19 protein-coding genes and 1 pseudogene are annotated in these 20063 nt (G+C 62.4%); 11 read left to right on the forward strand and 9 right to left on the reverse strand.

The genetic code is table 11. From position 1 onward, the window contains the following. Positions 1-252: 252 nt before the first annotated feature. Together ACH2CW_RS09555 and recG are read right to left on the reverse strand one after the other, a co-directional pair. Positions 253-558, reverse strand: a complete 306-nt coding sequence (locus ACH2CW_RS09555) for a DUF2007 domain-containing protein (RefSeq protein ID WP_395057468.1) — start codon at positions 556-558, stop codon at positions 253-255. A 74-nt stretch (positions 559-632) separates the two neighbouring features. After that, entirely contained in the window at positions 633-2867 is a 2235-nt protein-coding gene (gene recG, locus ACH2CW_RS09560) for an ATP-dependent DNA helicase RecG (RefSeq protein ID WP_395057470.1), read from the reverse strand. Between the two features lie 17 nt (positions 2868-2884). Between recG and queA the strand changes: the two genes are divergently transcribed. From queA to ACH2CW_RS09585, 5 genes are read left to right on the forward strand one after another with little or no spacing between them, the layout of a single operon-like run. After that, the gene (gene queA, locus ACH2CW_RS09565) at positions 2885-3934 is read left to right on the forward strand and encodes a tRNA preQ1(34) S-adenosylmethionine ribosyltransferase-isomerase QueA (protein WP_395057472.1); all 1050 of its coding nucleotides are present in this window, start codon (positions 2885-2887) and stop codon (positions 3932-3934) included. Between the two features lie 12 nt (positions 3935-3946). Beyond that, positions 3947-5098 (forward strand): tRNA guanosine(34) transglycosylase Tgt, encoded by a 1152-nt coding sequence (gene tgt / locus ACH2CW_RS09570; protein ID WP_395057474.1) that lies wholly within the window; start codon positions 3947-3949, stop codon positions 5096-5098. Positions 5099-5123: 25 nt separating this feature from the next. After that, positions 5124-6131, forward strand: coding sequence for an aldo/keto reductase (locus ACH2CW_RS09575; RefSeq protein WP_395057476.1), 1008 nt, complete (start codon positions 5124-5126; stop codon positions 6129-6131). 42 nt (positions 6132-6173) lie between these two features. Beyond that, complete coding sequence (locus tag ACH2CW_RS09580) at positions 6174-7376, forward strand: hypothetical protein (protein WP_395057478.1); 1203 nt, start codon at positions 6174-6176, stop codon at positions 7374-7376. A 37-nt stretch (positions 7377-7413) separates the two neighbouring features. Continuing rightward, positions 7414-7572: a hypothetical protein gene (locus tag ACH2CW_RS09585; RefSeq protein WP_395057480.1), complete on the forward strand. Its 159-nt coding sequence runs from the start codon at positions 7414-7416 to the stop codon at positions 7570-7572. 83 nt (positions 7573-7655) lie between these two features. On the opposite strand, the gene ACH2CW_RS09590 is transcribed toward ACH2CW_RS09585, so the two are convergent. The 4 genes from ACH2CW_RS09590 to ACH2CW_RS09605 form a co-directional block, all read right to left on the reverse strand. Next, on the reverse strand, positions 7656-9008 hold the full coding sequence (locus ACH2CW_RS09590; RefSeq protein WP_395057482.1) for a hypothetical protein: 1353 nt from the start codon (positions 9006-9008) through the stop codon (positions 7656-7658). 191 nt (positions 9009-9199) lie between these two features. After that, positions 9200-10480: an FIST N-terminal domain-containing protein gene (locus ACH2CW_RS09595; protein WP_395057484.1), complete on the reverse strand. Its 1281-nt coding sequence runs from the start codon at positions 10478-10480 to the stop codon at positions 9200-9202. A gap of 75 nt (positions 10481-10555) precedes the next feature. Next, the gene (locus tag ACH2CW_RS09600) at positions 10556-11410 is read right to left on the reverse strand and encodes a PhaM family polyhydroxyalkanoate granule multifunctional regulatory protein (protein WP_395057486.1); all 855 of its coding nucleotides are present in this window, start codon (positions 11408-11410) and stop codon (positions 10556-10558) included. A gap of 199 nt (positions 11411-11609) precedes the next feature. Then, the gene (locus tag ACH2CW_RS09605) at positions 11610-12434 is read right to left on the reverse strand and encodes an enoyl-CoA hydratase/isomerase family protein (protein WP_395057488.1); all 825 of its coding nucleotides are present in this window, start codon (positions 12432-12434) and stop codon (positions 11610-11612) included. An 81-nt stretch (positions 12435-12515) separates the two neighbouring features. Between ACH2CW_RS09605 and ACH2CW_RS09610 the strand changes: the two genes are divergently transcribed. Together ACH2CW_RS09610 and ACH2CW_RS09615 are read left to right on the forward strand one after the other, a co-directional pair. Then, complete coding sequence (locus ACH2CW_RS09610; protein WP_395057490.1) at positions 12516-12929, forward strand: VOC family protein; 414 nt, start codon at positions 12516-12518, stop codon at positions 12927-12929. A gap of 135 nt (positions 12930-13064) precedes the next feature. Beyond that, on the forward strand, positions 13065-13670 hold the full coding sequence (locus ACH2CW_RS09615; protein ID WP_395057492.1) for a MarC family protein: 606 nt from the start codon (positions 13065-13067) through the stop codon (positions 13668-13670). 6 nt (positions 13671-13676) lie between these two features. Here ACH2CW_RS09615 and ACH2CW_RS09620 read toward each other — a convergent pair whose 3' ends face one another. Continuing rightward, positions 13677-14693: a fumarylacetoacetate hydrolase family protein gene (locus ACH2CW_RS09620; RefSeq protein WP_395057494.1), complete on the reverse strand. Its 1017-nt coding sequence runs from the start codon at positions 14691-14693 to the stop codon at positions 13677-13679. Positions 14694-14847: 154 nt separating this feature from the next. Here ACH2CW_RS09620 and ACH2CW_RS09625 point away from each other — a divergent pair, with 154 nt between their 5' ends. The 3 genes from ACH2CW_RS09625 to ACH2CW_RS09635 all read left to right on the forward strand — a co-directional run bounded on the left by ACH2CW_RS09625 (position 14848) and on the right by ACH2CW_RS09635 (position 17143). Next, on the forward strand, positions 14848-15681 hold the full coding sequence (locus ACH2CW_RS09625) for an IclR family transcriptional regulator (protein WP_395057570.1): 834 nt from the start codon (positions 14848-14850) through the stop codon (positions 15679-15681). Beyond that, positions 15678-16751 carry a DUF3108 domain-containing protein gene (locus ACH2CW_RS09630; RefSeq protein ID WP_395057496.1) on the forward strand — a complete coding sequence of 358 codons (1074 nt, stop codon included), beginning with the start codon at positions 15678-15680 and terminating at the stop codon, positions 16749-16751. Before ACH2CW_RS09625 ends, ACH2CW_RS09630 begins: the two co-directional genes overlap by 4 nt. Positions 16752-16861: 110 nt before the next feature. Next, the gene (locus tag ACH2CW_RS09635; protein WP_395057498.1) at positions 16862-17143 is read left to right on the forward strand and encodes a DUF3567 domain-containing protein; all 282 of its coding nucleotides are present in this window, start codon (positions 16862-16864) and stop codon (positions 17141-17143) included. Positions 17144-17149: 6 nt separating this feature from the next. Here ACH2CW_RS09635 and ACH2CW_RS09640 read toward each other — a convergent pair. Continuing rightward, a pseudogene (locus ACH2CW_RS09640) lies at positions 17150-17307 on the reverse strand (IS630 family transposase); the annotation flags it as partial. 759 nt (positions 17308-18066) lie between these two features. On the opposite strand from ACH2CW_RS09640, the gene ACH2CW_RS09645 reads away from it, so the two are divergent. Then, a complete protein-coding gene (locus ACH2CW_RS09645; protein WP_395057500.1) occupies positions 18067-18768 on the forward strand; it encodes a Crp/Fnr family transcriptional regulator in 702 nt (233 codons plus the stop codon). Positions 18769-18844: 76 nt separating this feature from the next. Here ACH2CW_RS09645 and ACH2CW_RS09650 read toward each other — a convergent pair whose 3' ends face one another. Further along, the gene (locus tag ACH2CW_RS09650; RefSeq protein WP_395057572.1) at positions 18845-19930 is read right to left on the reverse strand and encodes an AbrB family transcriptional regulator; all 1086 of its coding nucleotides are present in this window, start codon (positions 19928-19930) and stop codon (positions 18845-18847) included. Positions 19931-20063 lie beyond the last annotated feature (133 nt).

Genomic DNA, 20063 nt, shown 5'->3' on the forward strand with positions numbered 1-20063 from the left:
CGAGACGAAACAGGCGTCGGCTGCGTGGCCAAAATGCCGCTCGCGCGCCACAGCCACGATGTATTTGAGTTCAGTCAGGGTCATAAGGGTATTTTGCTACGGGTCAAAAGCCATAAGATGGCACCACATTCAAGCCGTGAACCATGAAGACTGCTTCAATTGACACCTCTTTTGTGCTGCGCGACCCGGTGCCTGGCGATCTGGGTTGGGTCATCCACGCGCAAGCCAAGCGACTGGCGGTAGATCAAAAAGTCAAGAGCGGGGCATCAAAGTCTCGCAGTTCCAGCACTGTTCAAAGCCGCCCACGACCAATTCACCACATACACAGCGCCATCGGTGTTGCGGCACATGCTGCAGGTGGTACAAAATTTCGCGCGCCTGGGCTTCCTGCCCTGGATGCTGGAACCAGACCTCGGGCAGGCATTGATCCGGCGGCAATTCACCTGCCACACCGGCCAGGTATTGCCGCTGCACGCTGGCAGCGACGCCACCCGCCGTGAGCCCGTCCGCCCACAAGGTGGCAATGGCCAGATTCGGGGCTTGGGTCAAGCGCGGCATGGGCACAAGCATACTCAAATCGGCGTGGAGATTTTTTATTTTTTAGGTGGAAATGTGGCACGCAAGAATTGCGCTCAAGCCTTCAAAAACTCCGCCTTCCCGCCCAGCCAGCGGTATACGTGTTTTTCGGCCATGTCTGGATACCGGTCCAGCATTTGCGGCGCCGCAGCGCGGGCCCAGTCCAGCAGAGCGGTGTCGATGGCCAGATCGGCAAAGCGCAAGAGCGCATCACCCGACTGCCGTGCGCCCAAAAATTCGCCTGGGCCACGAATCTCCAGGTCACGCCGGGCAATCTCGAAACCATCGTTGGTTTGCACCATGGCCTTGAGGCGTTCTTTGGCCATTTGGCCCAGACGCGGCGCATCCCCCGTGGAGTAAATCAGCACGCAGGCCGATGCCGCCGCGCCCCGCCCCACGCGGCCCCGCAGTTGGTGCAACTGCGAGAGACCAAAACGCTCGGCGTGTTCGATCACCATCAGGCTGGCGTTTGGCACGTCCACGCCAACCTCAATCACTGTGGTGCTGACCAGCACGGCCATCTGGGCGTCCGTGAAGAGCGACATCACGGCCTTTTTCTCTGCCACGGGCATGCGCGAGTGCAGCAGCCCCACCATCACGGGTGCGCCGTTGGGCATGGTGTCGCCCGCCAGCGCCTCGGTCAAATCAGTATGGGTTTGCGTGGCGTTGGTCAAATCCAGCGCTTCGCTCTCCTCTATCAAGGGGCACACCCAGTAGACCTGGCGGCCCTCGCGCACCTGCGCGCGGATGCGCTCGACCACCTCTTCGCGCCGCGCGTCGCTGATTAGTTTGGTCACGATGGGCGTGCGGCCGGGTGGCAGTTCTTCGATGGTGGAGACATCCAGGTCGGCGTAATAACTCATGGCCAGGGTGCGCGGGATCGGGGTGGCGGTCATCATCAAAAGGTGGGGCTCCTCCCCGCCCTGGGTCATCTTGCTTCTCAAGGCCAGCCGCTGGGCCACGCCAAAACGATGCTGCTCGTCGATGATGGCCAGCGCCAGGTTTTTGAAGATCACCTTGTCCTGGATCACCGCATGGGTGCCGACCACCAGGCCAGCGGCGCCGCTTTCGATCAGGGCCAGCGCCTCGCGCCGCTCCTTGGCCTTTTGGCTGCCGGTCAGCCAGGCGGTCTGGATGCCCAGCGGTTCCAGCCAGCCGATCAGTTTGCGGAAGTGCTGCTCGGCCAGAATCTCGGTGGGCGCCATCAGCGCGCACTGCCAGCCGGCGTCCATGCAACGCGCCGCCGCCAGCGCCGCCACCACGGTTTTTCCGGAGCCGACATCGCCCTGCAGCAGCCGGTGCATGGGCAGGTTCTTCTGCAGGTCGGCGGCGATCTCCTCGCCGACCCGCTGCTGGGCAGCGGTCAGGCGAAAGGGCAGGCGCTCCAGCAACTGCTCCTGCAGCGTGCACTGCGGCCCATGCACAGGCGACCGCAGCGCCGGCGCCCGCATGGCGGCTCGCACGCGGCGCGCCTGCAATTGCGACAGTTGCTGGGCCAGCAACTCCTCGGCCTTGAGCCGTTGCCAGGCCGGGTGGCTGCGGTCTTCCAGTGTGGCTAACAAGCCCCCACGCTCGTCGCCGTGCGTACTTCGCTGCCCCCCGAGGGGGCTGTGCTGGGGCGGGGCGGCCCCTCCCGGCGCACTCACATCCGGCGGCGGCAGGTGCAAAAATGATAGCGCCTCACGCAGACTGGAAAAGGGCTTAGGCAGGTTTTTGTTCAAAAACTGCTCGGGAATGGTTTCCGAGAGGTCAGCGCGGGACAAACCACCGAGCACCGCCTTGCGCAAATAGGTCTGCGGCAGGCCGGCGACCGTGGGGTAGACCGGCGTCAGCGCCGTGGCGAGATCACCACCGGCGACCCGAAAACCCGGATGCACCATCTCCCGGCTGACAAAACCACCGCGGATCTCGCCGCGTACCCGCACACGCGCGCCCACGCTCAGGGTTTTCTGGTGCGAGGGGTAAAAATTGATGAAGCGCAGCACACAGGTGTCGCTGCCGTCGTCCACCGTCACACGCAATTGCCGGCGCGGCCGGAACGCCACTTCGCTGTGTGTGACCTGGCCCTCGATCTGCACCATGTCGCCGTCGCGCGCATCGGCCAACCGGGTGATGCGGGTCTCGTCTTCGTAACGCAGCGGCAGGTGCAGCGCCAGGTCGATGTCGCGGCGCAGGCCCAGCTTTTCAAGCGCCTTCTGCGGCTGGGATTTCACTGCCGCAGCAACCCCGGCCCCGGACTCAACGGGCGGCGCCTTGCGGGGAGAAGCTGCGGGGACCGACCGGGAGGGCATGGGACAATTGTGCCTCCATGAAGACCTTGTTCAACCTCAGTGATTTCGATTTCACACTCCCCGACGATTTGATCGCCCAGCACCCGACCGCCGAGCGCAGTGCCTCGCGGCTGCTCGACGGGCGCGGCGCCACTCCCGCAGACCGGCGTTTCGCGGAATTGCCCGAGCTGCTGCATCCGGGCGACCTGCTGGTGCTCAACGACACCAAGGTCGTCAAGGCGCGGCTGTTCGGCCAGAAAAGCAGCGGCGGCCGGCTGGAACTGTTGATCGAGCGCGTGTTGTCGCTGTCGCCGGATGCCGGTCATGAAGTCGCGGCCCACATGAAGGTCAGCAAAAAGCCACTGCCGGGCGCGGTGATGCAGATGGACGGTGGCTTCACCGCGACCCTGCTGGGCCGCTGGCCCAACGACGACGGCCCGCTGTATCACTTTGCACTGAGCAGCGACCCCTACACCCTGATGGAAAGCCACGGCCATGTGCCGCTGCCGCCTTACATCACCCACAGCGATTCGCTAGAGGATGAGCGCCGCTACCAGACTGTGTTTGCCAAAAATCCGGGTGCGGTCGCGGCTCCGACGGCAGCGCTGCATTTCGATGAGGCGGTGCTGGCGCAACTGGAAGCGCGCGGCATTCAGCGCGCCAGCGTGACCTTGCATGTAGGCGCCGGCACCTTCCAGCCGGTGAAAGTCGACAACATCGCCGACCATGTCATGCACTTTGAACGCTTCGAGGTGCCAGAGGCCACGCTGCAGGCGATCCGCGATTGCAAAGCGCGCGGGGGCCGCGTGCTTGCCGTCGGCACCACCAGTGTGCGGGCGCTGGAGTCGGCGGCGAAGTTTGGCCCCAGCTGCCGCGACACCAACATCTTCATCACGCCAGGCTTCAAATTCGAGGTGGTGGACCTGCTGCTGACCAACTTCCACCTGCCCAAAAGCACGCTGATGATGCTGATCAGCGCTTTTGCCGGCTACGACCACATCATGGCGCTGTACCAGCACGCCATCACGCAGCGCTACCGCTTTTTCAGCTACGGCGACGCCATGTTGCTGCAGCGAACCCCCGCCTGAGACAATCCATCCATGCTGAATTTTGAAGTTTTGAAAACCGACCCGGCCGAGGGCACATACCTCGGCTCGTATGCCCGGCGCGGCACCCTCAGGCTGAATCACGGCGTGGTGCAGACGCCGATCTTCATGCCAGTGGGCACCTACGGCACGGTCAAGGGGGTGATGCCGCAGTCGCTGCATGACATGGGCGCGCAAATCATCCTCGGCAATACCTTTCACCTGTGGATGCGGCCAGGGCTGGACGTGATGCAGCAGTTTGGCGGCCTGCACAAGTTTGAGAGCTGGCACAAACCGATCCTGACTGACAGCGGCGGCTTTCAGGTCTGGTCGCTCGGCGAGATGCGCAAGATTTCCGAAGAAGGCGTCAAGTTCGCCTCGCCGGTCAACGGCGACAAGCTGTTCCTGACGCCCGAAATCTCGATGCAGATCCAGACCATTTTGAACAGCGACATCGTGATGCAGTTTGATGAATGCACACCTTATGACACCAAGGGCCACATCACCACCGAGGCCGAAGCGCGAACCTCGATGGAGCTGAGCCTGCGCTGGGCCAAACGCTGCGTGGACGAATTCACCCAACTCGAAAACCCGAATGCGCTGTTCGGCATCGTGCAGGGGGGCATGTTTGAAAACCTGCGCCAGGAATCGCTGGACGCGCTGGTGGAACTCGACCTGCCCGGTTACGCCATCGGAGGTGTCAGCGTCGGTGAACCCAAGGAAGAAATGTTGCGCATCATGGCGCACACACCGCACCGCCTGCCGGCCGACAAGCCGCGTTACCTGATGGGTGTTGGCACCCCGGAAGACCTGGTCGAAGGCGTCGGCGCGGGTGTGGACATGTTCGACTGCGTGATGCCTACGCGCAATGCGCGCAACGGCCACATGTTCACGCGTTTCGGCGACCTGAAGATACGCAATGCGCGCTACAAGACCGAAGATGCGCCGGTGGACGCCACCTGCACGTGCTACACCTGCAGGAATTTTTCACGTGCCTACATGCACCACCTGGACCGCTGCGGCGAGATGCTGGGCCCCATGCTCAGCAGCATCCACAACCTGCACTACTACCTGAACCTGATGCAGGAAGTGCGCGATGCGCTGGATGCCGGTCAATTCGGCGCGTTTGTGCTGCAGTTCCGGCAAGACCGGCAACGCGGCGTTTAGACCTATCGAACATCGGGACCTGGCCATGAAGTACCGCCGACTTGGAAGCAGCAACCTGAAGGTGTCTGTCCTGTGCCTGGGCACCATGATGTTCGGCCAGCAAACGCCGGACGATGAGGCCGTTCGCATCGTGGCGTCGGCCAAAGATCAGGGCATCAATTTCATCGATACCGCCGATGTCTACAACGAAGGCGCATCGGAAACCCTGCTGGGCAAGCTGCTGAGCGGCCAGCGCGATCACTGGGTGCTGGCCAGCAAGCTCGGTAACAAGGCGGGCAAAGGCATCAACGAAGGCCACTACTCGCGCAGCTGGATCATGCGGCAGACCGATGCCATGCTGGCGCGCCTCGGCACCGACTACCTCGACATCCTCTACCTGCACCGCGACTTCCATGGCGAAAACCTCGAGGAAGCAGTACGAGCCATCGGCGACCTGATACGCGCTGGCAAGATCCGCAGCTTCGGCTTGTCCAACTTCCGCGGCTGGCGCATCGCCGAGGTCATGCGCATTTGCGAGAAAACGGGCGTGCCGCAACCGGTGGTCTGCCAGCCTTATTACAACCTGCTTAACCGCGGCCCGGAGGTCGAAGTCCTGCCGGCCTGCGGACACTACGGCCTGGGCGTGGTGCCCTACAGCCCGCTGGCGCGCGGCGTGCTCACCGGCAAGTACCTGCCCGGCCAGGCCCCAGCGCAGGACACACGCGCTGGCAGCGGCGACAAGCGTATTCTTGAAACCGAATTCCGTGAAGAGTCGCTGTTGATTGCGCAGCAGATCAAGCAGCGTTGCGAGGCCAAAGGCTGGGTGCCGGGGCAGTTTGCAGCCGCCTGGGTTCTGGCCAACCCGCTGGTCAGCGCGGTGATTGCAGGTCCGCGCCTGCTGTCACATCTGGAAGATGTGTACGGCGCGGTGGACCTGGTGTTGAATTCCGAAGACGAAGCCTTCGTCAACGGGCTGGTCATCCCAGGGCATGCATCAACCCACGGCTATAACGATCCGAGTTACCCTTTCTACGGTCGCCCGGTGCTTTGCTGACCGCGACCGCCGCCTTTTTTCTCTGCCTCTGGAAAAAACGTCATGAAGAACTGGCTATGGGTTAACGCCAACAACCTGATTCAAATCACGCGCAATGCGGCAGGTCTGTTTATCAATGACGATCGTATCGGCGCGTTGCTCGACAAAATGCCTGTTGTTGCCAGATCGGTAGCGCCGACACGCTTTGGAGAGGATTCGGCAGACCGTTCAACACCTTTCGTCGAAACACGCGCTCACTTGCTGCGGCGCTACTACAACGGTTATGACAATCGCATCTGCCGTAACTTCAAGCTGACTTATGAAGAGTTGGTGACCTTCGGTGAATTCCAGCTGCCAGACTGCCTGCAGGTCGACCTGACTGCGTTCAATGTGACTTTGCGGCAGAAAGAGTGGAAAGTCGACCCGCGTCTCAAGCGACATGGAAACGCCGCGTGGGAGATCTTCACGGCCATCGGGAAACTGCATCGGCAGCCTGACGGCCAGATGATGAACGAGCTCAATCTTCGGCTGAGCCATTGGGATATCGCTGGCAAATCACTGGCCCTGGCACCGACTCGTTACAACCAGCAGGTGGGAACCAACCTGACGCTGGACTGGGCATCAGGTCACTTGAGCCGCCGCAATTCGACGACCCTGTCCGGGCACATCAATGCGACCACGCGCAACGATCTGGATTTCTCCGCCAATGGCCAGCTTACGGCGCTGGACAAGTCCTGCCTGGCCAATGTGATCGGCGTAGCATGCATGCTTTACACCGCGGAAGGACATGCGTTGATCAGGGCGAGGTCGGGTGCCACGGCGATCATGGCGGACCGCGACAAGATGCACTGCTCGGCATCTGGCGCGGTGACGTCCCCCGACGATCCCGCAAAGCTCTCAAGCGGTAAGCAGTTTGAGAACTATCTTTACGCCGAGATGGCACGGGAAATTTGGGAGGAAACCGGTCTTGGCCCGGAGGACTACGAGCTGCGTCTTGTTGCCTTCGCGCGGGAACTGGTGCGCGGCGGCCACCCCCAATTTTTCTTCTCGGCGCAAACCAGGCTTGAACGCCATGTCATCGAGGAGCGGCTCCATACCGCGACCGACCGTTGGGAATTCCGCGACAGCGAGGAACTGGAAGACCGCCTGAAGATGTTCCAGAGCGACCCTGCGGCCTATCTGGATACCTACAGCGAAATCTTTACTTATGAAGGATTTGCCGCGCTTATGCTCACAGCTGCCTTCAAAGAGCAGTGCGGCGACTGACGCCAGAAACCTTTGCTGCGCATCCGGAAACTGGTCGGTGACGTCTGTCCCCCGGGAAGATGTGTACGGCGCGGTGGACCTGGTGCTGGATGCCGAAGATGAAGCCTTCGTCAACGGGTTGGTCATCCCGGGCCATGCATCGACCCACGGCTACAGCGACCCCAGCTACCCCTGCTTCGGCCGGCCATCACGATAAATTTGCTATCCAAACGATAGTTGACTCAGCAGACAAAAAAAGGGCAGGGAAGCGATTTCCCTGCCCTTCTTTATATATCCGGTTTACTTCTGGAACAGCACCAGACGGGACTCGGTCGGCGTCATGCCGTCCTTGCTGGAAGTCATCGAAACCTCATACCGTGTGGTGGGAATCGGGAACTGGGGTGCAAAGCTGAAAGAGAAGTTCCCGCTGGCATCGGCCTGGACGCGCTGCGCAAACACGTTCTGGTTCAGGCCGAACAGGCCGGCAATCGCACCCACAGCGCCCACCTTCACATCAACCAACGCACCCGGAGCCGTGCGCCCACGCACAAGCACAGGGCCGCCTTCCACTGTGGCGTTGTTGGTGTGGCTGGTGATCTGCAGAGGCACCGTCGTCGGTGCGGCAGCCGCCGCCGCCGCCGCAGCCACAACGTCAAAGGTCCAGGTCTGGCGGACCGCATTGCCTACCATGTCCTTGGCGGTCACGTCTGCGGTGTAGCGGCCAGGCGCGAGGTCAGCGCGGTAAGTGAAGAACTGGGGCGTGATCTGCGTTTCTGCGGTTACATTGCGGCCAGACAACATGAAACGGACGCTTTTGGGATCTACGCCTACGCCCCCGGCATCATCAAAAGTACCCGAGACAGAGGTAAAAGCGCCCCGTGCCAGAGACTCGCCGTCGCGCGGCGCCATGTTGCGAATCACCGGCGGTTTGGCATCAGCGATCAGGGGCTGGGTCAAGGTCGAGGAAACCGCCCTGTCACCCAGACGCAAGGTGGCAACCACCGGGAGCGAAGGTGACAGGTTGTCCAGGCGACGGATGGTGTAAGCACCTTCGTAAATACCAGGTCGGGTTTCGCGAAGGGCCAGGTTGTTAATGACACCCTGAATATTCACCTCAGCAACACCGCCGGGCGCGCCGTTTAGGGTAAAGCGCAGGTCTGCGCCGGGTTCGATCTTGTCGATCGGAGCCACCGTAAAACGGTCGATTTTCAGGCCGACAGCAGCTACAGGTGCAGGAGGCGCGGCAGGTGCGGCAGTCACGGAAGCGTTGGCGATGCCAGCGGGAAAACTGTAGTTTGCCGCCGTAGTGCGGTTACGCACGCGCAGTGTGGCGCGAATGGGGCTGTTCTCGGCAATGCGATCCTTGCGCCTGACGGTGTAGCTGCCCTCATAGACGCCGCGCGAAGTCTCTTTGAGAACAATCGTGCGCGGGATGCCCCGCACAGTAAGACTGGCCTGACCACGCGGCGTACCTTCCACCGTGAAATCCAGTTGTGATCCGGCGCTAAGGCCGTCATCAGCACCGACCTGGAGCGATTGCAGCTCGGGCGTGGCCGGTTGCGCCATGACGCTTGCGGGCACGGCAAGCAGCACGCTGGCGGCCGGCAGCAACAGAAAAATTGCTGCGATGTGGTTACGGAGTTGTGTCTTCATGGTGGAGCTGCCTTGTAGTGGGGTCTATCCACTGTGAGGCATCGCCTGAAAATAACCGTAGGCGCCAGAGGTGAGCCGGCGTAGGCTTGCAGCCAGAGTGTGGCAAGGACGAGGCGCCGCAGTGATGCGCACCAAGATTCCTCCCTGGTTTTTTTCAGCCGCCCGGTGGCAGCCGTCTCCTGACAAGACAGCTATGGCGCCGCAGTGAACACCGTCAACACCCCGGTGTAGCCATATAAATGGTGCCGCGCAATTTCGCCGCCGGCAAAAAAACCAACCAGGGGCACATCGCCCAGGGCGCGCCTGACAATCTGCAGCTCGGCGCTGGGCGCACCGAAATGCGGGCCGCCGCGGCCGGAACAACTGACGTAAATTGCACCGGCGATGCGGCGCGCCGGGTGCGGTGCGGCGTCGGCCTGCAAGCCGCTCAGGGCACTGGCCACTTCCAGCGTGAGTTCTTCCGGCTCCAGCTCCTCGCGGATTTCTGCGCAGACACGCACCAGGTCGGCACGCGCCGCCTCGGCATTGCGCTCACAGAAAGCCAGCTTCATGCCGACGGCCGGCATGTCGGCAATCGCGATACCGCTGCGCGCCGGGTCCAGGCCGATGATGTGGCGGACCACCACATCGGCGCCGAACTGGCCCGGCCTGTGGATGCGACCGTCCTGCAGGCCCGCATCAGCACGGCGCAAGCCGACCAGCGTCGTGCGCACCTTTTCAAGCGCGTCGCGCGGCTGATCCAGCGACACGCCCAGGTCAGCCAGCATCACGTCGAGCGCGCTCTGCCCGTCCAGCGCGGTGACCACATTGCCATCGCAGGCGGTGATCTCACGCTCGCCGGAGATCGGCTGGCAGCCCTGGGTGATACGCGACATCAACGCCGCGCCCTGCGCAAAGGCGACGCCACTCAAACCGCCGCTGAAGACGCCGCCCGCAGCGCCGTGGCCTTTGACATTGCCGTTACCGCTGAGCGCAAACTGCACCACCTCGCTGCGGCTCGAAGCCAGCCCGCCGAACACATACCCACTGCCGGTGCGCTGGGCCATCTCGTCGATCAGCTCGGCCACGTCGGGCGTGCCGGCATCGGCATGCACCAGCGCGGTATGCGCCTTGAAGTGGGTGGCGCTGGCTGGCGGCAAGGGCGAGATGCCGGAGAAAACGCGGTACTGGTCACTCGGCAGGCCGCACAACATGACAGCCAGCGCCGGTTCATCGAAATACTCGACGTTGTTGGATGCGATGCCGATGCCCACGGTGCCGGCCCAGTCGACGATCTCCGGCAATTCACCGCTCAAAAAATCCAGAATGTCCTGCGCCTGGACGGCGTAGTGATCCGTGATGTAGAGCAGCCCCAAGGTGGGCGCACTGGCATACGCCGGCAGCGCCATGTGGGCGCGCAACTGCGCCAGCACCAGGCCGGCGGCCATGCGCCATTGCGGATGGGTGGCGTGACCGTAAGGAAAAAGCTTCATGGCGTCCTGGACGAAAAAATCAAAAGATCGACGCTGCTGCTCGCGGTGCTGCTCACCACATCACGGCGCCGCCCATCACCGCGCTGGTTTTCGGGTGGTCTTGCCGGCTGCCGTCTTGCGCGCCGGCGCCTTGCGTGTGGACTTGGTACCCGAGACGCTTTTTGCGGCGGCCGGCGTGGGCCAGGCCTGGGCACTGCGCAGCGCCGTGTTCATGGCAGAGCGGGCGCCCTGCGCCACGGTCTTGCCGGCAGAGTCAGCCATGCCCCTGGCCAGCCCCGTGGCCATGCCGGAGGCGGTTTTCATGGCATCCTTGGCCAGGCCAGTGGCCATGTTTTTGGTGGCGCTCATCGCGGTTTTTTTGGCGGCATCCTGCATGGCGGTGGTAGCGATGTTCTGGAACTGCTGCGTCAGCGCGCCCCACCACTGCATCGGGTCGACTACGCCGGCCGCTGCCGCCGCCTCTGGCGTCTTGGGCGCTCTGATTGTGGGTGCGGACTTCGCGCCTTTGTCGTAGCTGGTGGGCGGCACCTCCAGGCCCGAAAACGTTTTGGCCTTGTCGGCGACCTTCTGGACCCCGCCGGCCACCGTGTCGGCCACCTTGAGCTTGAAGGCGTTGGCGACATCACCCATGTTGAAGTTCATGCCTTTGAGCGTGGCCAGCGTCATCTTCTGCACCTCCAGCGCCTGGATGGTGGCCTTCAGCGCCATGGCGTTCTGGTCCAGCCAGAATTGCACCGCCTTGAGTTCCTCGATGCGTTTGTCGAGTTCTTCAACATTGAGCGTGGGCGCGACCCAGTTGCCGAGGTTGGGCAGTTGCGGAATGCTCTGGCTGGCGCTGCCGGCCGCCTGCTTGGCCAGGTTCTGCAAAAAATCAAAGCCTGGAACCAGCTTGCCGAAGCCGGCAAAAGAAGGGTTGTCTGCGTTGCTCATGGCTGTCTCCTGGTGGTTGTTAGCTATGTGGGCCGGAGCGGCCACGGTGCCTCATGGTCTCATTGTGCAGGGTAGCAGCAGTGCGTCAACCCGTTTTTGAAAAGGCCGCCGGCTTCGTCGCGCCACCCGGAAACTTTCAAGCCAAATCGGGCTCCAGCTCATGGTCGATATGCGCATACAGCTATCAATTTGATAGCTTTCAGGTTGTGGGGCCATATGAAGGCGGTCGCCGCTCGCGCAGGCTGGCCACACCTTCGCGCACATCCGGTCCGGCAAAACCCATGAACTCCAGCGCCAGCGACGCGTCGAAAGCCGGCCCGGCCTGGCGCAGCCAGTTGTTGAGCGCGTACTTGGTCCAGCTGATTGCGGTTTGTGAACCATTGGCCAGCCGGTCGGCCACCTCATAGGCTTTGGGCAACAGCGCGTCGTCGTCGACCGCCAGCGACACCAGACCAATACGTTCGGCCTCTTCGCCGCTGATCGGCTCACAGAGCATCAGGTAGTACTTGGCCTTGGCCATGCCGCACAGCAGCGGCCAGACAATCGCGGCATGGTCGCCAGCGGCCACGCCGAGCCGGGTGTGGCCGTCCACAATCTTTGCGCTTTTCGCGGCGATGGAGATATCGGCCAGCAGGCCCGCCACCAGCCCGGCGCCAACGGCCGGCCCGTGCAGCGCGCTGACAATCGGTTTGTCGCAGTTGATGACGTTGTAGACCAGATCACGCGCTTCCTTCCAGACGCGGGTGCGGGTTTCAAAGTCGTCGGCCATGTCCTGCACCAGCGACAGGTCGCCGCCGCCGGAAAAACCCAGCCCCTCGCCGCGCAACACGGCGCAGCGCACCGAGTCATCGCTACCCACATCGCGCCAGATCTGCGCGAGTTCACGGTGGCCGGCATGGCCTGCCGTTGGCAGCTTGCCGTTGAGGGCTTTCATCTGGATGTCGAGCACGCAGCCGATACCCTCCACCAGAGGGCCGCGCCGGGTGATGGAAAGTGTGGTGTAGGCGGTGTAGTCAGATGTCATGCAGCCATCATGCCGCGAACAGCCACCTCGGGGAATCAGGGATCGCCCTGCACCTGCATGCGCCTTTGATAAGCTCCAGCCATGAAAAGCCTGTTTCACTTTGCCTTTAACGTCACCGACCTCGACCAGGCCCGCCATTTTTATGGCGATGTACTGGGCTGCACCGAAGGCCGCAGTACCGACACCTGGGTCGATTTTGATTTCATGGGCCACCAGCTTTCGCTGCACCTGGGCACGCCGTTCAAAACCGAACGCACCGGCCATGTGGGCGACATTCTGGTGCCGATGCCGCACTTCGGGCTGGTGCTGGGCCTGACCGACTGGCAGGCCATGGCAGAGCGGCTGCAAGCGGCCGGCACCGACTTCCTGTTTGCGCCACAGGTACGCTTTGAAGGCCAGCCGGGCGAGCAGTGGACCATGTTTTTCTGCGACCCTTTCGGCAATCCGCTGGAGATCAAGGGCTTCAGGGACCTGAAAGCGATTTATGCGTCATGAGGCTGGACCGGTGAGTACGCTACTGCCCAGCGAAGGGCTGCCCCGAGCAAGCGACGGCCCCCTCGGGGCTTATCCTTCAACAGGCTCAGTACAAGCGGCGCGTGGGAGTGAACGACCGTGGGGGCCTGTTTTGTCATGACTTACACCTTTGTCTCGGCGACGATTTTGCTGCTGCTGATCACCGATCCGCTGGGCAATATCCCGATTTTTGCCAACGCCCTGCGCAACGTGGCGCCGGAGCGACGTGCGTTTGTGATTCTGCGCGAGGTGCTGATCGCCTTTTTGTTGCTGCTGGCTTTCATGTTTGTCGGCGACAGTTTCCTGCGCGTGATGAACCTGAGCGAGCTGTCACTGCAGATCGCCGGCGCAGTGATCCTGTTCCTGATCGCACTGCGCATGATTTTCCCTGGCGGCCATCCGGTTGCGGAGCCGCTGCAGGGCGAGCCGCTGATCGTCCCGCTGGCCATTCCCGCGCTGGCCGGGCCGTCGGCGCTGGCCACGGTGCTGCTGCTGGTCTCGCAGGCGCCGGCCCGGCGCATGGAGTGGGTGGCGGCGTTGTGTGTGACCATGGCCGTCTGTGCCGTGGTGCTGGTGCTGGCCGAGCGCATCCAGCGGGTCTTGGGGGACCGCCTGGTGATGGCGTTTGAACGCCTGATGGGCCTGATCCTGGTGGCGATTTCGGTCGAGATGTTTCTGCGCGGCATCCAGCTGTTCATCACACAGACCCGCGCCGCAGGCTGAGCAGCCTTATTTGGCCAGCGCGGCCGCAACAATTTTCTGGTCAATCGCGCCGAACACCAGCTCGCCATCCTTGCCCTTCATTTCAATCCGGATGGTGTCGCCGAACTTCATGAATTCGGTCGAAGGCTTGCCGTCCTGGATGGTTTCGATGGCGCGCTTTTCGGCGATGCAACTGTAGCCCTTGGGCCAGTCGGTTTTGCCCTGGGCCTCGACACCCTTGTTGCTGACGGTGCCCGAGCCGATGATGGAGCCGGCGCGCACATTGCGCGTTTTGCAGATGTGGGCAATCAACTGGCCGAAATGGAAAGTCATTTCCGGACCGGCGTCACACATGCCGACCTTGCGGCCGTTCCAGGTGCTTTGCATGGTCAGGTTGATACGCCCCTGGTCCCAGGCGTCACCGAGTTCGTCCAGCGTCACCGCCACCGGGCTGAAGGCCGTGGCTGGCTTGCTCTGGAAAAAACCGAAACCCTTGGCCAGTTCGTTCGGAATCAGGTTCCGCAGGCTCACATCATTGGCCAGCATCACCAGGCGGATGCCTTCAAGCGCCTGATCGGGTGTGCTCTGCATGGCCACGTCGCCGGTGATCACCGCCACCTCGGCCTCGAAGTCGATGCCGTAGTCTTCGCTGGGGCAAACCACGTCGTCGCAGGGGCCGATGAAGTCGTCGCTGCCGCCCTGGTACATCAGCGGGTCCTTGTAGAAGCTGCCCGGCACCTCGGACTCGCGCGCCTTGCGCACCAGCTCCACATGGTTGATGTAGGCCGAACCGTCGGCCCACTGGTAGGCACGCGGCAGCGGCGCCATGCATTGCGTAGGGTCAAACGGGAAGGCGTGGCGTGCCTTGCCGTTGTTCAGCGTGTCGTACAGGTCCTGCAGTTGCGGCGACAGAAAGCCCCAGTCGTCAAGCACCTGCTGCAGTTTGCTGGCGATGCCCGTCGCATAATGGGCTGTCGTCAGGTCGCGCGAAACGACCACCAACTGGCCGTCACGGGAGCCGTCTTTGTAGCTTGCGAGTTTCATGGGTGTCCTTTGGAGTTATCGGGCGCACGACGACGCATCGCGGCGAGGGATTGGAGTTACGATAAGTGAAATCAATTTACCTAAATGTAATTTTCAATTTTAGTCGAATTCCATGAAAGCGCGCAAAACCACCCCCGATACACCATCCCCCAGTCTGCCCGCGCAACGCGCCGGCATTCAGTCGGTGGAGGTCGGCTTCAGCCTGCTGCAGGTGCTGGGCGCCTCGCCCGGCCCGCTGATGTTGCGCGACCTCGCCTCGGCTGCCGGCATGAGCGCCGCCAAGGCACACCGCTACCTGGTGAGCTTCCAGCGCCTTGAACTGGTGACGCAGGACGCGGGCACCACCCGATATGACCTGGGCCCGGCCGCACTCAAGCTGGGCCTGGCCTCGCTGTCGCGGCTGGACAGCGTCAAACTCGCGCGCCCGCGCATGGCGCCGCTGATGGAGCAAATCGGCCAGACCCTGGCACTCGCCGTCTGGGGCAACCAGGGGCCGACCATCGTGCACTGGGAAGAGTCGCCGCAGGCCATCACCGTCAATTTGCGCCTGGGCGACGTGATGCCGCTGCTGTCTTCGGCCACCGGTTTGTGTTTTTCTGCCTTCATGGCGCAGCCGGCAGGCGGCCGCAAGCGTTCTGCAGCGAGCAACAGCCACCAGTCCCACGACCGCCTGCCGCCCTTGCTGAAGGATGAGCTGACCCGCCTGCAAAAGCTGACCCGCAAGGATGTGCCTAAAACCATGGCCGACGTCGCGGCCGTGCTCGACGAGGTCCGGCGCCGTGGCCTGGCGCGGGTGGTGGACACGCTGCTGCCCGGTGTCGCCGGTTTTTGCGCACCGGTGTTCGACGCCGATGGCCACCTGGTGCTGGGCGTGGTGAGTATGGGATCGGTGGCCACGTTCGACACCGCCTGGGACGGCGCGGTGGCGCGCCCCCTGTTGGCTGCGGCGCGACAGCTCAGCAGCGACCTGGGCTACACAGAGCCATGAACGCGCTGACAGCACAGCACACCGCAGCGCCGCCGCGGCGCCCGCTGCTGGTGCTGACGGCTGTGGTGGTGCTCGCCCATGTGTTGCTGCTGCAAGCCGCACCGGCCCATTGGGGCATGCACGCCGAAGCACCCCTCCAGCTGCGCCCCCTGATCACGCGCAGCATAGAAATCAAGCCGCCGAGCCCGATGGTCCCCTTGGCAACCCCGCCGCCACCGGCTCGGCGAGCCGCCCCAGTCGCGCCACGTTTGCAACCAAACACGGCGCCAGCCCTTTCCCAACAAGCGCCAGCAGCTATTGAATCAATAGCACCCCCGGCACCTGAACCGACCGTGGCGAGCACGCCGCCCGCACCCCCACCGGCGCCCGAGCCCAGCCCGCCAGCCGCCGAGGCAGCGCCCGCAACGCCGGTGGCCTCCGCCGGCGCGCTGACCATTCCCGGGTCCATGCGCCTCAAATACGGCATGACCGGCCGCTCCAGAAACATGGACTACCACGCCTCGGCCCAGCTCGACTGGCTGCAGGACGGCGAAGGCTACCGGGCCAGCATGGTGGTCGGGGCTTTTGGACTGGGCGAGCGGTCCATGGCCAGCAGCGGCCAGATCACCGGCGGTGGGCTGGCGCCCACCCGTTTTCTCGACAAGTCGCGCAGCGAACGTGCGGCACATTTTCAGCCCGACAAAGGCAAGATCACATTCAGCGCCAACTCGCCCGACGTGCCGTGGCTGCCCGGTGCGCAGGATCGCGTCAGTGTTTTTATACAACTCGCGAGCTTGCTGGCTGGGGACCCGGCCAAGTACCCGGTCGGCAGCAGCGTATCGCTGTACACCGCCGGCCCGACGAGCGCTGACACCTGGACCTTTGTCGTCGAAGCCGAGCAAAAGCTGAATCTGCCGGCAGGTGAGTTCAGCACCATCAAACTCACACGCAAGCCGCAACGCGACTATGACCAGACCGTGGAGGTCTGGCTCGCCCCGGCGATCGGCTGGCTGCCGGTGCGCACCCGCATCACCCAGCAGAACGGCGATTTTGTGGACCAGCAATTGCGGGTCGCCGAAAAACCGCCTTGAACGCGTTCGGCCAGGGAATTCGCGACTTTTCACACACTCCTGCGGATTTACCCTGTTGCCCTTGAACTTGGCCCGTTCGTTGCTATCTGATGGACAAGGACCCAAGCTCTATGCACATGCTCTACGACTCCGAATCATTTGTGGTGGTGCAGATCCACGCCAACGCGCCGGCGGAATCCGCGCCAGCGCCTGCCGTGCCCGAACTGGCCCGCCATGGTTTTGAAATTGTCGACAAACGCTCCGGCAAAGAGGTCTACCTCGACGGCTCTTGGGCCGAGATGTTCCAGCAGCGCCTGAACGGCTGGCAGAAAAACACGCCGACCCAGGAAGAGATCGAGGACACGCTGGAGGGTTACGCCGAGCTGGCGCACACCCCGGTCTCGCTGCACTAGTCGCCGGCCCTGCCCGCTGGTACGTGAGCAAAGTCGACGCAACTTCTCCAGGATCGAAGTGCGGTGGCTGTCCGTTTGAACGGTTGGCTGTTGGCGTTGTGGTGCGTGGCGAACTGATCGACGCGCTCCACGAGCTGCTTGACGCTGGTGAACGTTCCGCAGCGATAGAGGCCCGTAACGGCCTAAGTTCTGTCCCAGGTGCCCTTGCAGTCGGCTCCCGGGCACGTGCCCATGTATCCAACACGCCATATCCAGGCCGCCGAGAGTCACGCCCTTGAGCCCCTTCATTCCGAACTATCGGTAACGGCGTAGCAGCGCGAGTCTCTATGGCGCCCAGGATGTGCACTGGATGATGCAGGGCTTGAGAGGATCGAAGAGCCTGTACTCGCCGACGACCTGCCAGGGTGCGCCCGTATCGCCGACAAGGTCGAAACAGCGATTTAGATCGGCGAGAACTTTAGCTGTACGTCGGAGATGCGGGCCGCGATTGCCGCGGCTGCTTCAGATCCAGTCCTTCCAGACGCAGCTTATCCATGGGGTCGCGGGCTGGCTTGAAACGGCGGCACCGGCTCAGCCAGGGGGGCCGCCTATTTATTCCCACCTATTCATTGAAGCAAGCGCGCAACTATTTGTGTGCAAGGCCTTCCGCGCACTGGATTGAAGTGCTGGATACGGCTGGTGCATTGCGCCAAGCAAGCAACCAGCTTCAGGATGAACTGCTGCTGTCGTTAGATACGCCGGGAACAATTCGACCATCCAAGCAGATAAACGACGGCAATTAATCACGACACTTATTCAGGCAACTGTACGGTAGCGCACATAGTTTCGAGGGGTGAACGGTTAGATTGGGTGTGTGTTTACAAATACACACATGCGGCGCCGGTCATGATTTGCCTCCTTCAACACACTTTTTAAATGCCCGCATGACATGCAAAAATCGAATCCTTGTTGCTTTGGCTGATGACGATTTAAAGCGTTGGGAACCGCACCTTGAATGGGTAGATCTTCCTGTCGGACAGGTGCTGCAAGAGACCGGAACAAGTCTGCGTTATGCATTTTTCCCGCTCAACTCTACTATTTCTCTGCGGCACCTGATGAAAGATGGCAAATTGGCTGAAGTTGCAGTGATCGGCAATGAAGGCCTCTATGGAATTTCGGCTTTCATGGGAGCCGGTATTACTACCAACCAAGCGGTTGTTCGAAGCGCAGGCGGATTCTTTCGCTTAAAAGCAGCGTTTTTAAAAGCCGAGTTCGAGCAAAGCAAATCGGTGCGCGAATTGATGCTTCGCTTCACACAAGCATTACTGACGCAAATGTCACAAAACTCCGTATGCAATCGCCACCACAGTATCAAACAGCAAGTTGCTCGCTTTTTGCTGATGAGTTTTGACCGATTCGATGGCGCCCATCTGAGTATGACGCAGGAGGAAATCGCCAACATGCTTGGCGTAAGACGTGAAAGCGTCACAGACAGCGTATTCCAGTTCCGACATGATGGATTGTTAAACACTTCGCGAGGCCATATCACATCGCTCGATCGCGTTGGCTTGGAAAAGCACACCTGCGAATGCTATTTCGTTATCAAAGAAATATACGACCGTCTGTTGCCTCCAAGGAAGGGCTGATCTGCTCCATTGCTTGGGCTCCTTTGATCACGTCAATGCATCAAGGTCTGGTTCTGTGGACATGTTCTACCTTCCGCTAGGCGCCCGTCCTGCCCGCTGAAGACGCAGCGGCCGGGTAGAACCAGCGGTACAGCGGCGCCACCAGCACCAGCACTGCCATCAGCCGGCACACCTGAAACGCCGTCACCACCGGCACCCCGAGTTGCAACACCTTGGCGGTGATGGCCATCTCGGCAATGCCTCCCGGCGAAGTGCCCAGAATCAGCGTCGCTAGCGGCAAGCGGGTCGCGAAGGTCAGCAGCCACGCAAAGCCGCCACACAGTGCGATCATTCCCAGCGTGCCCGCTGCCACCGACAGCAGCCAGCGCGGCGCCGCATGCAAAAACGCCCTCGAAAACCGTACGCCGAGACTCACCGCAATCAGCAGTTGCGCGCCGTTGGTCAGCCAGGGCGGAATGCCCGACAGAAACACACCCGCCATCGTCAGCGCCATGGACACCAGCAGGGGGCCCATGAACCAGGGATTGGTGCGCCCCAGCCGCTGCATGGCCCAGGCGCCCAGGGCAGTGACCAGCGCCAGCCCCGCAAAACCCGGCCACTGCACCGCGCGCAGTACCGGCGGGTTCAGGTCCAGGCCATGCAGGCCGCTGAACTGCATGGCAAAGGGCACCGTCACGGTGACCAGCAGCAGGCGCAGCCCGTGTGACGCCGCGACCAGGTCGGTGCGCGCATGGGCGCGTTCGGCCAGCAAGGTCATCTCCGACGCCCCGCCAATCGCACCCGCAAAATAACTGGTGGCCCGCATCGCCGCCGGCGCCACCTCGGGCATGGACTGCGCATTGACGCGGTGCAGCCAGGCGCCAAACGCCAGCCCCAGCACCAGGGCCCAGACAATCGCCAGCGTTATGGCCCACCACAGGCTGGCCACCAGCGCCATGACTTGCGGCGTGAAATAAAGCCCCAGCGCGATGGCGATCACCCACTGGCCGAGGTTGCCCAGCGGCGGCCAACTGCGCGTTGGCGCACCGGCCACCGAGGCGCAGGCCGTCGCCAGCAGCGGCCCGATCATCCAGGGCAGGGGTGTGCGCAGGTAAACACAGAGGCCGGCGGCGGCCAGCGCCAACAGCAGGGTCCAGGCAATGTGGAAAGGCTTGACGGGCATCAACAAGGCAAACAGGGAAATGAACGGGGGCAACTGGACAACCAGCCGCTTGGCTTTACGATGCTCCTAGTATGAACTGCCAGAACACTCCCCGCCCCGCCGCGCGCCGCTGCCTGACCGTACTGATACTGCT

Source organism: Polaromonas sp. (genome assembly GCF_043778355.1).
Classification (GTDB): Bacteria; Pseudomonadota; Gammaproteobacteria; order Burkholderiales; family Burkholderiaceae_C; genus Polaromonas.

Bases quoted from the DNA above. Each gene is read 5' to 3' on its own strand.
- ACH2CW_RS09555 (WP_395057468.1), bottom strand. From the start codon at position 558: ATGCCGCGCTTGACCCAAGCCCCGAATCTGGCCATTGCCACCTTGTGG.
- recG (WP_395057470.1), bottom strand. From the start codon at position 2,867: ATGCCCTCCCGGTCGGTCCCCGCAGCTTCTCCCCGCAAGGCGCCGCCC.
- queA (WP_395057472.1), top strand. From the start codon at position 2,885: ATGAAGACCTTGTTCAACCTCAGTGATTTCGATTTCACACTCCCCGAC.
- tgt (WP_395057474.1), top strand. From the start codon at position 3,947: ATGCTGAATTTTGAAGTTTTGAAAACCGACCCGGCCGAGGGCACATAC.
- ACH2CW_RS09575 (WP_395057476.1), top strand. From the start codon at position 5,124: ATGAAGTACCGCCGACTTGGAAGCAGCAACCTGAAGGTGTCTGTCCTG.
- ACH2CW_RS09580 (WP_395057478.1), top strand. From the start codon at position 6,174: ATGAAGAACTGGCTATGGGTTAACGCCAACAACCTGATTCAAATCACG.
- ACH2CW_RS09590 (WP_395057482.1), bottom strand. From the start codon at position 9,008: ATGAAGACACAACTCCGTAACCACATCGCAGCAATTTTTCTGTTGCTG.
- ACH2CW_RS09595 (WP_395057484.1), bottom strand. From the start codon at position 10,480: ATGAAGCTTTTTCCTTACGGTCACGCCACCCATCCGCAATGGCGCATG.
- ACH2CW_RS09600 (WP_395057486.1), bottom strand. From the start codon at position 11,410: ATGAGCAACGCAGACAACCCTTCTTTTGCCGGCTTCGGCAAGCTGGTT.
- ACH2CW_RS09605 (WP_395057488.1), bottom strand. From the start codon at position 12,434: ATGACATCTGACTACACCGCCTACACCACACTTTCCATCACCCGGCGC.
- ACH2CW_RS09610 (WP_395057490.1), top strand. From the start codon at position 12,516: ATGAAAAGCCTGTTTCACTTTGCCTTTAACGTCACCGACCTCGACCAG.
- ACH2CW_RS09615 (WP_395057492.1), top strand. From the start codon at position 13,065: ATGACTTACACCTTTGTCTCGGCGACGATTTTGCTGCTGCTGATCACC.
- ACH2CW_RS09620 (WP_395057494.1), bottom strand. From the start codon at position 14,693: ATGAAACTCGCAAGCTACAAAGACGGCTCCCGTGACGGCCAGTTGGTG.
- ACH2CW_RS09630 (WP_395057496.1), top strand. From the start codon at position 15,678: ATGAACGCGCTGACAGCACAGCACACCGCAGCGCCGCCGCGGCGCCCG.
- ACH2CW_RS09635 (WP_395057498.1), top strand. From the start codon at position 16,862: ATGCACATGCTCTACGACTCCGAATCATTTGTGGTGGTGCAGATCCAC.
- ACH2CW_RS09645 (WP_395057500.1), top strand. From the start codon at position 18,067: ATGACATGCAAAAATCGAATCCTTGTTGCTTTGGCTGATGACGATTTA.
- ACH2CW_RS09650 (WP_395057572.1), bottom strand. From the start codon at position 19,930: ATGCCCGTCAAGCCTTTCCACATTGCCTGGACCCTGCTGTTGGCGCTG.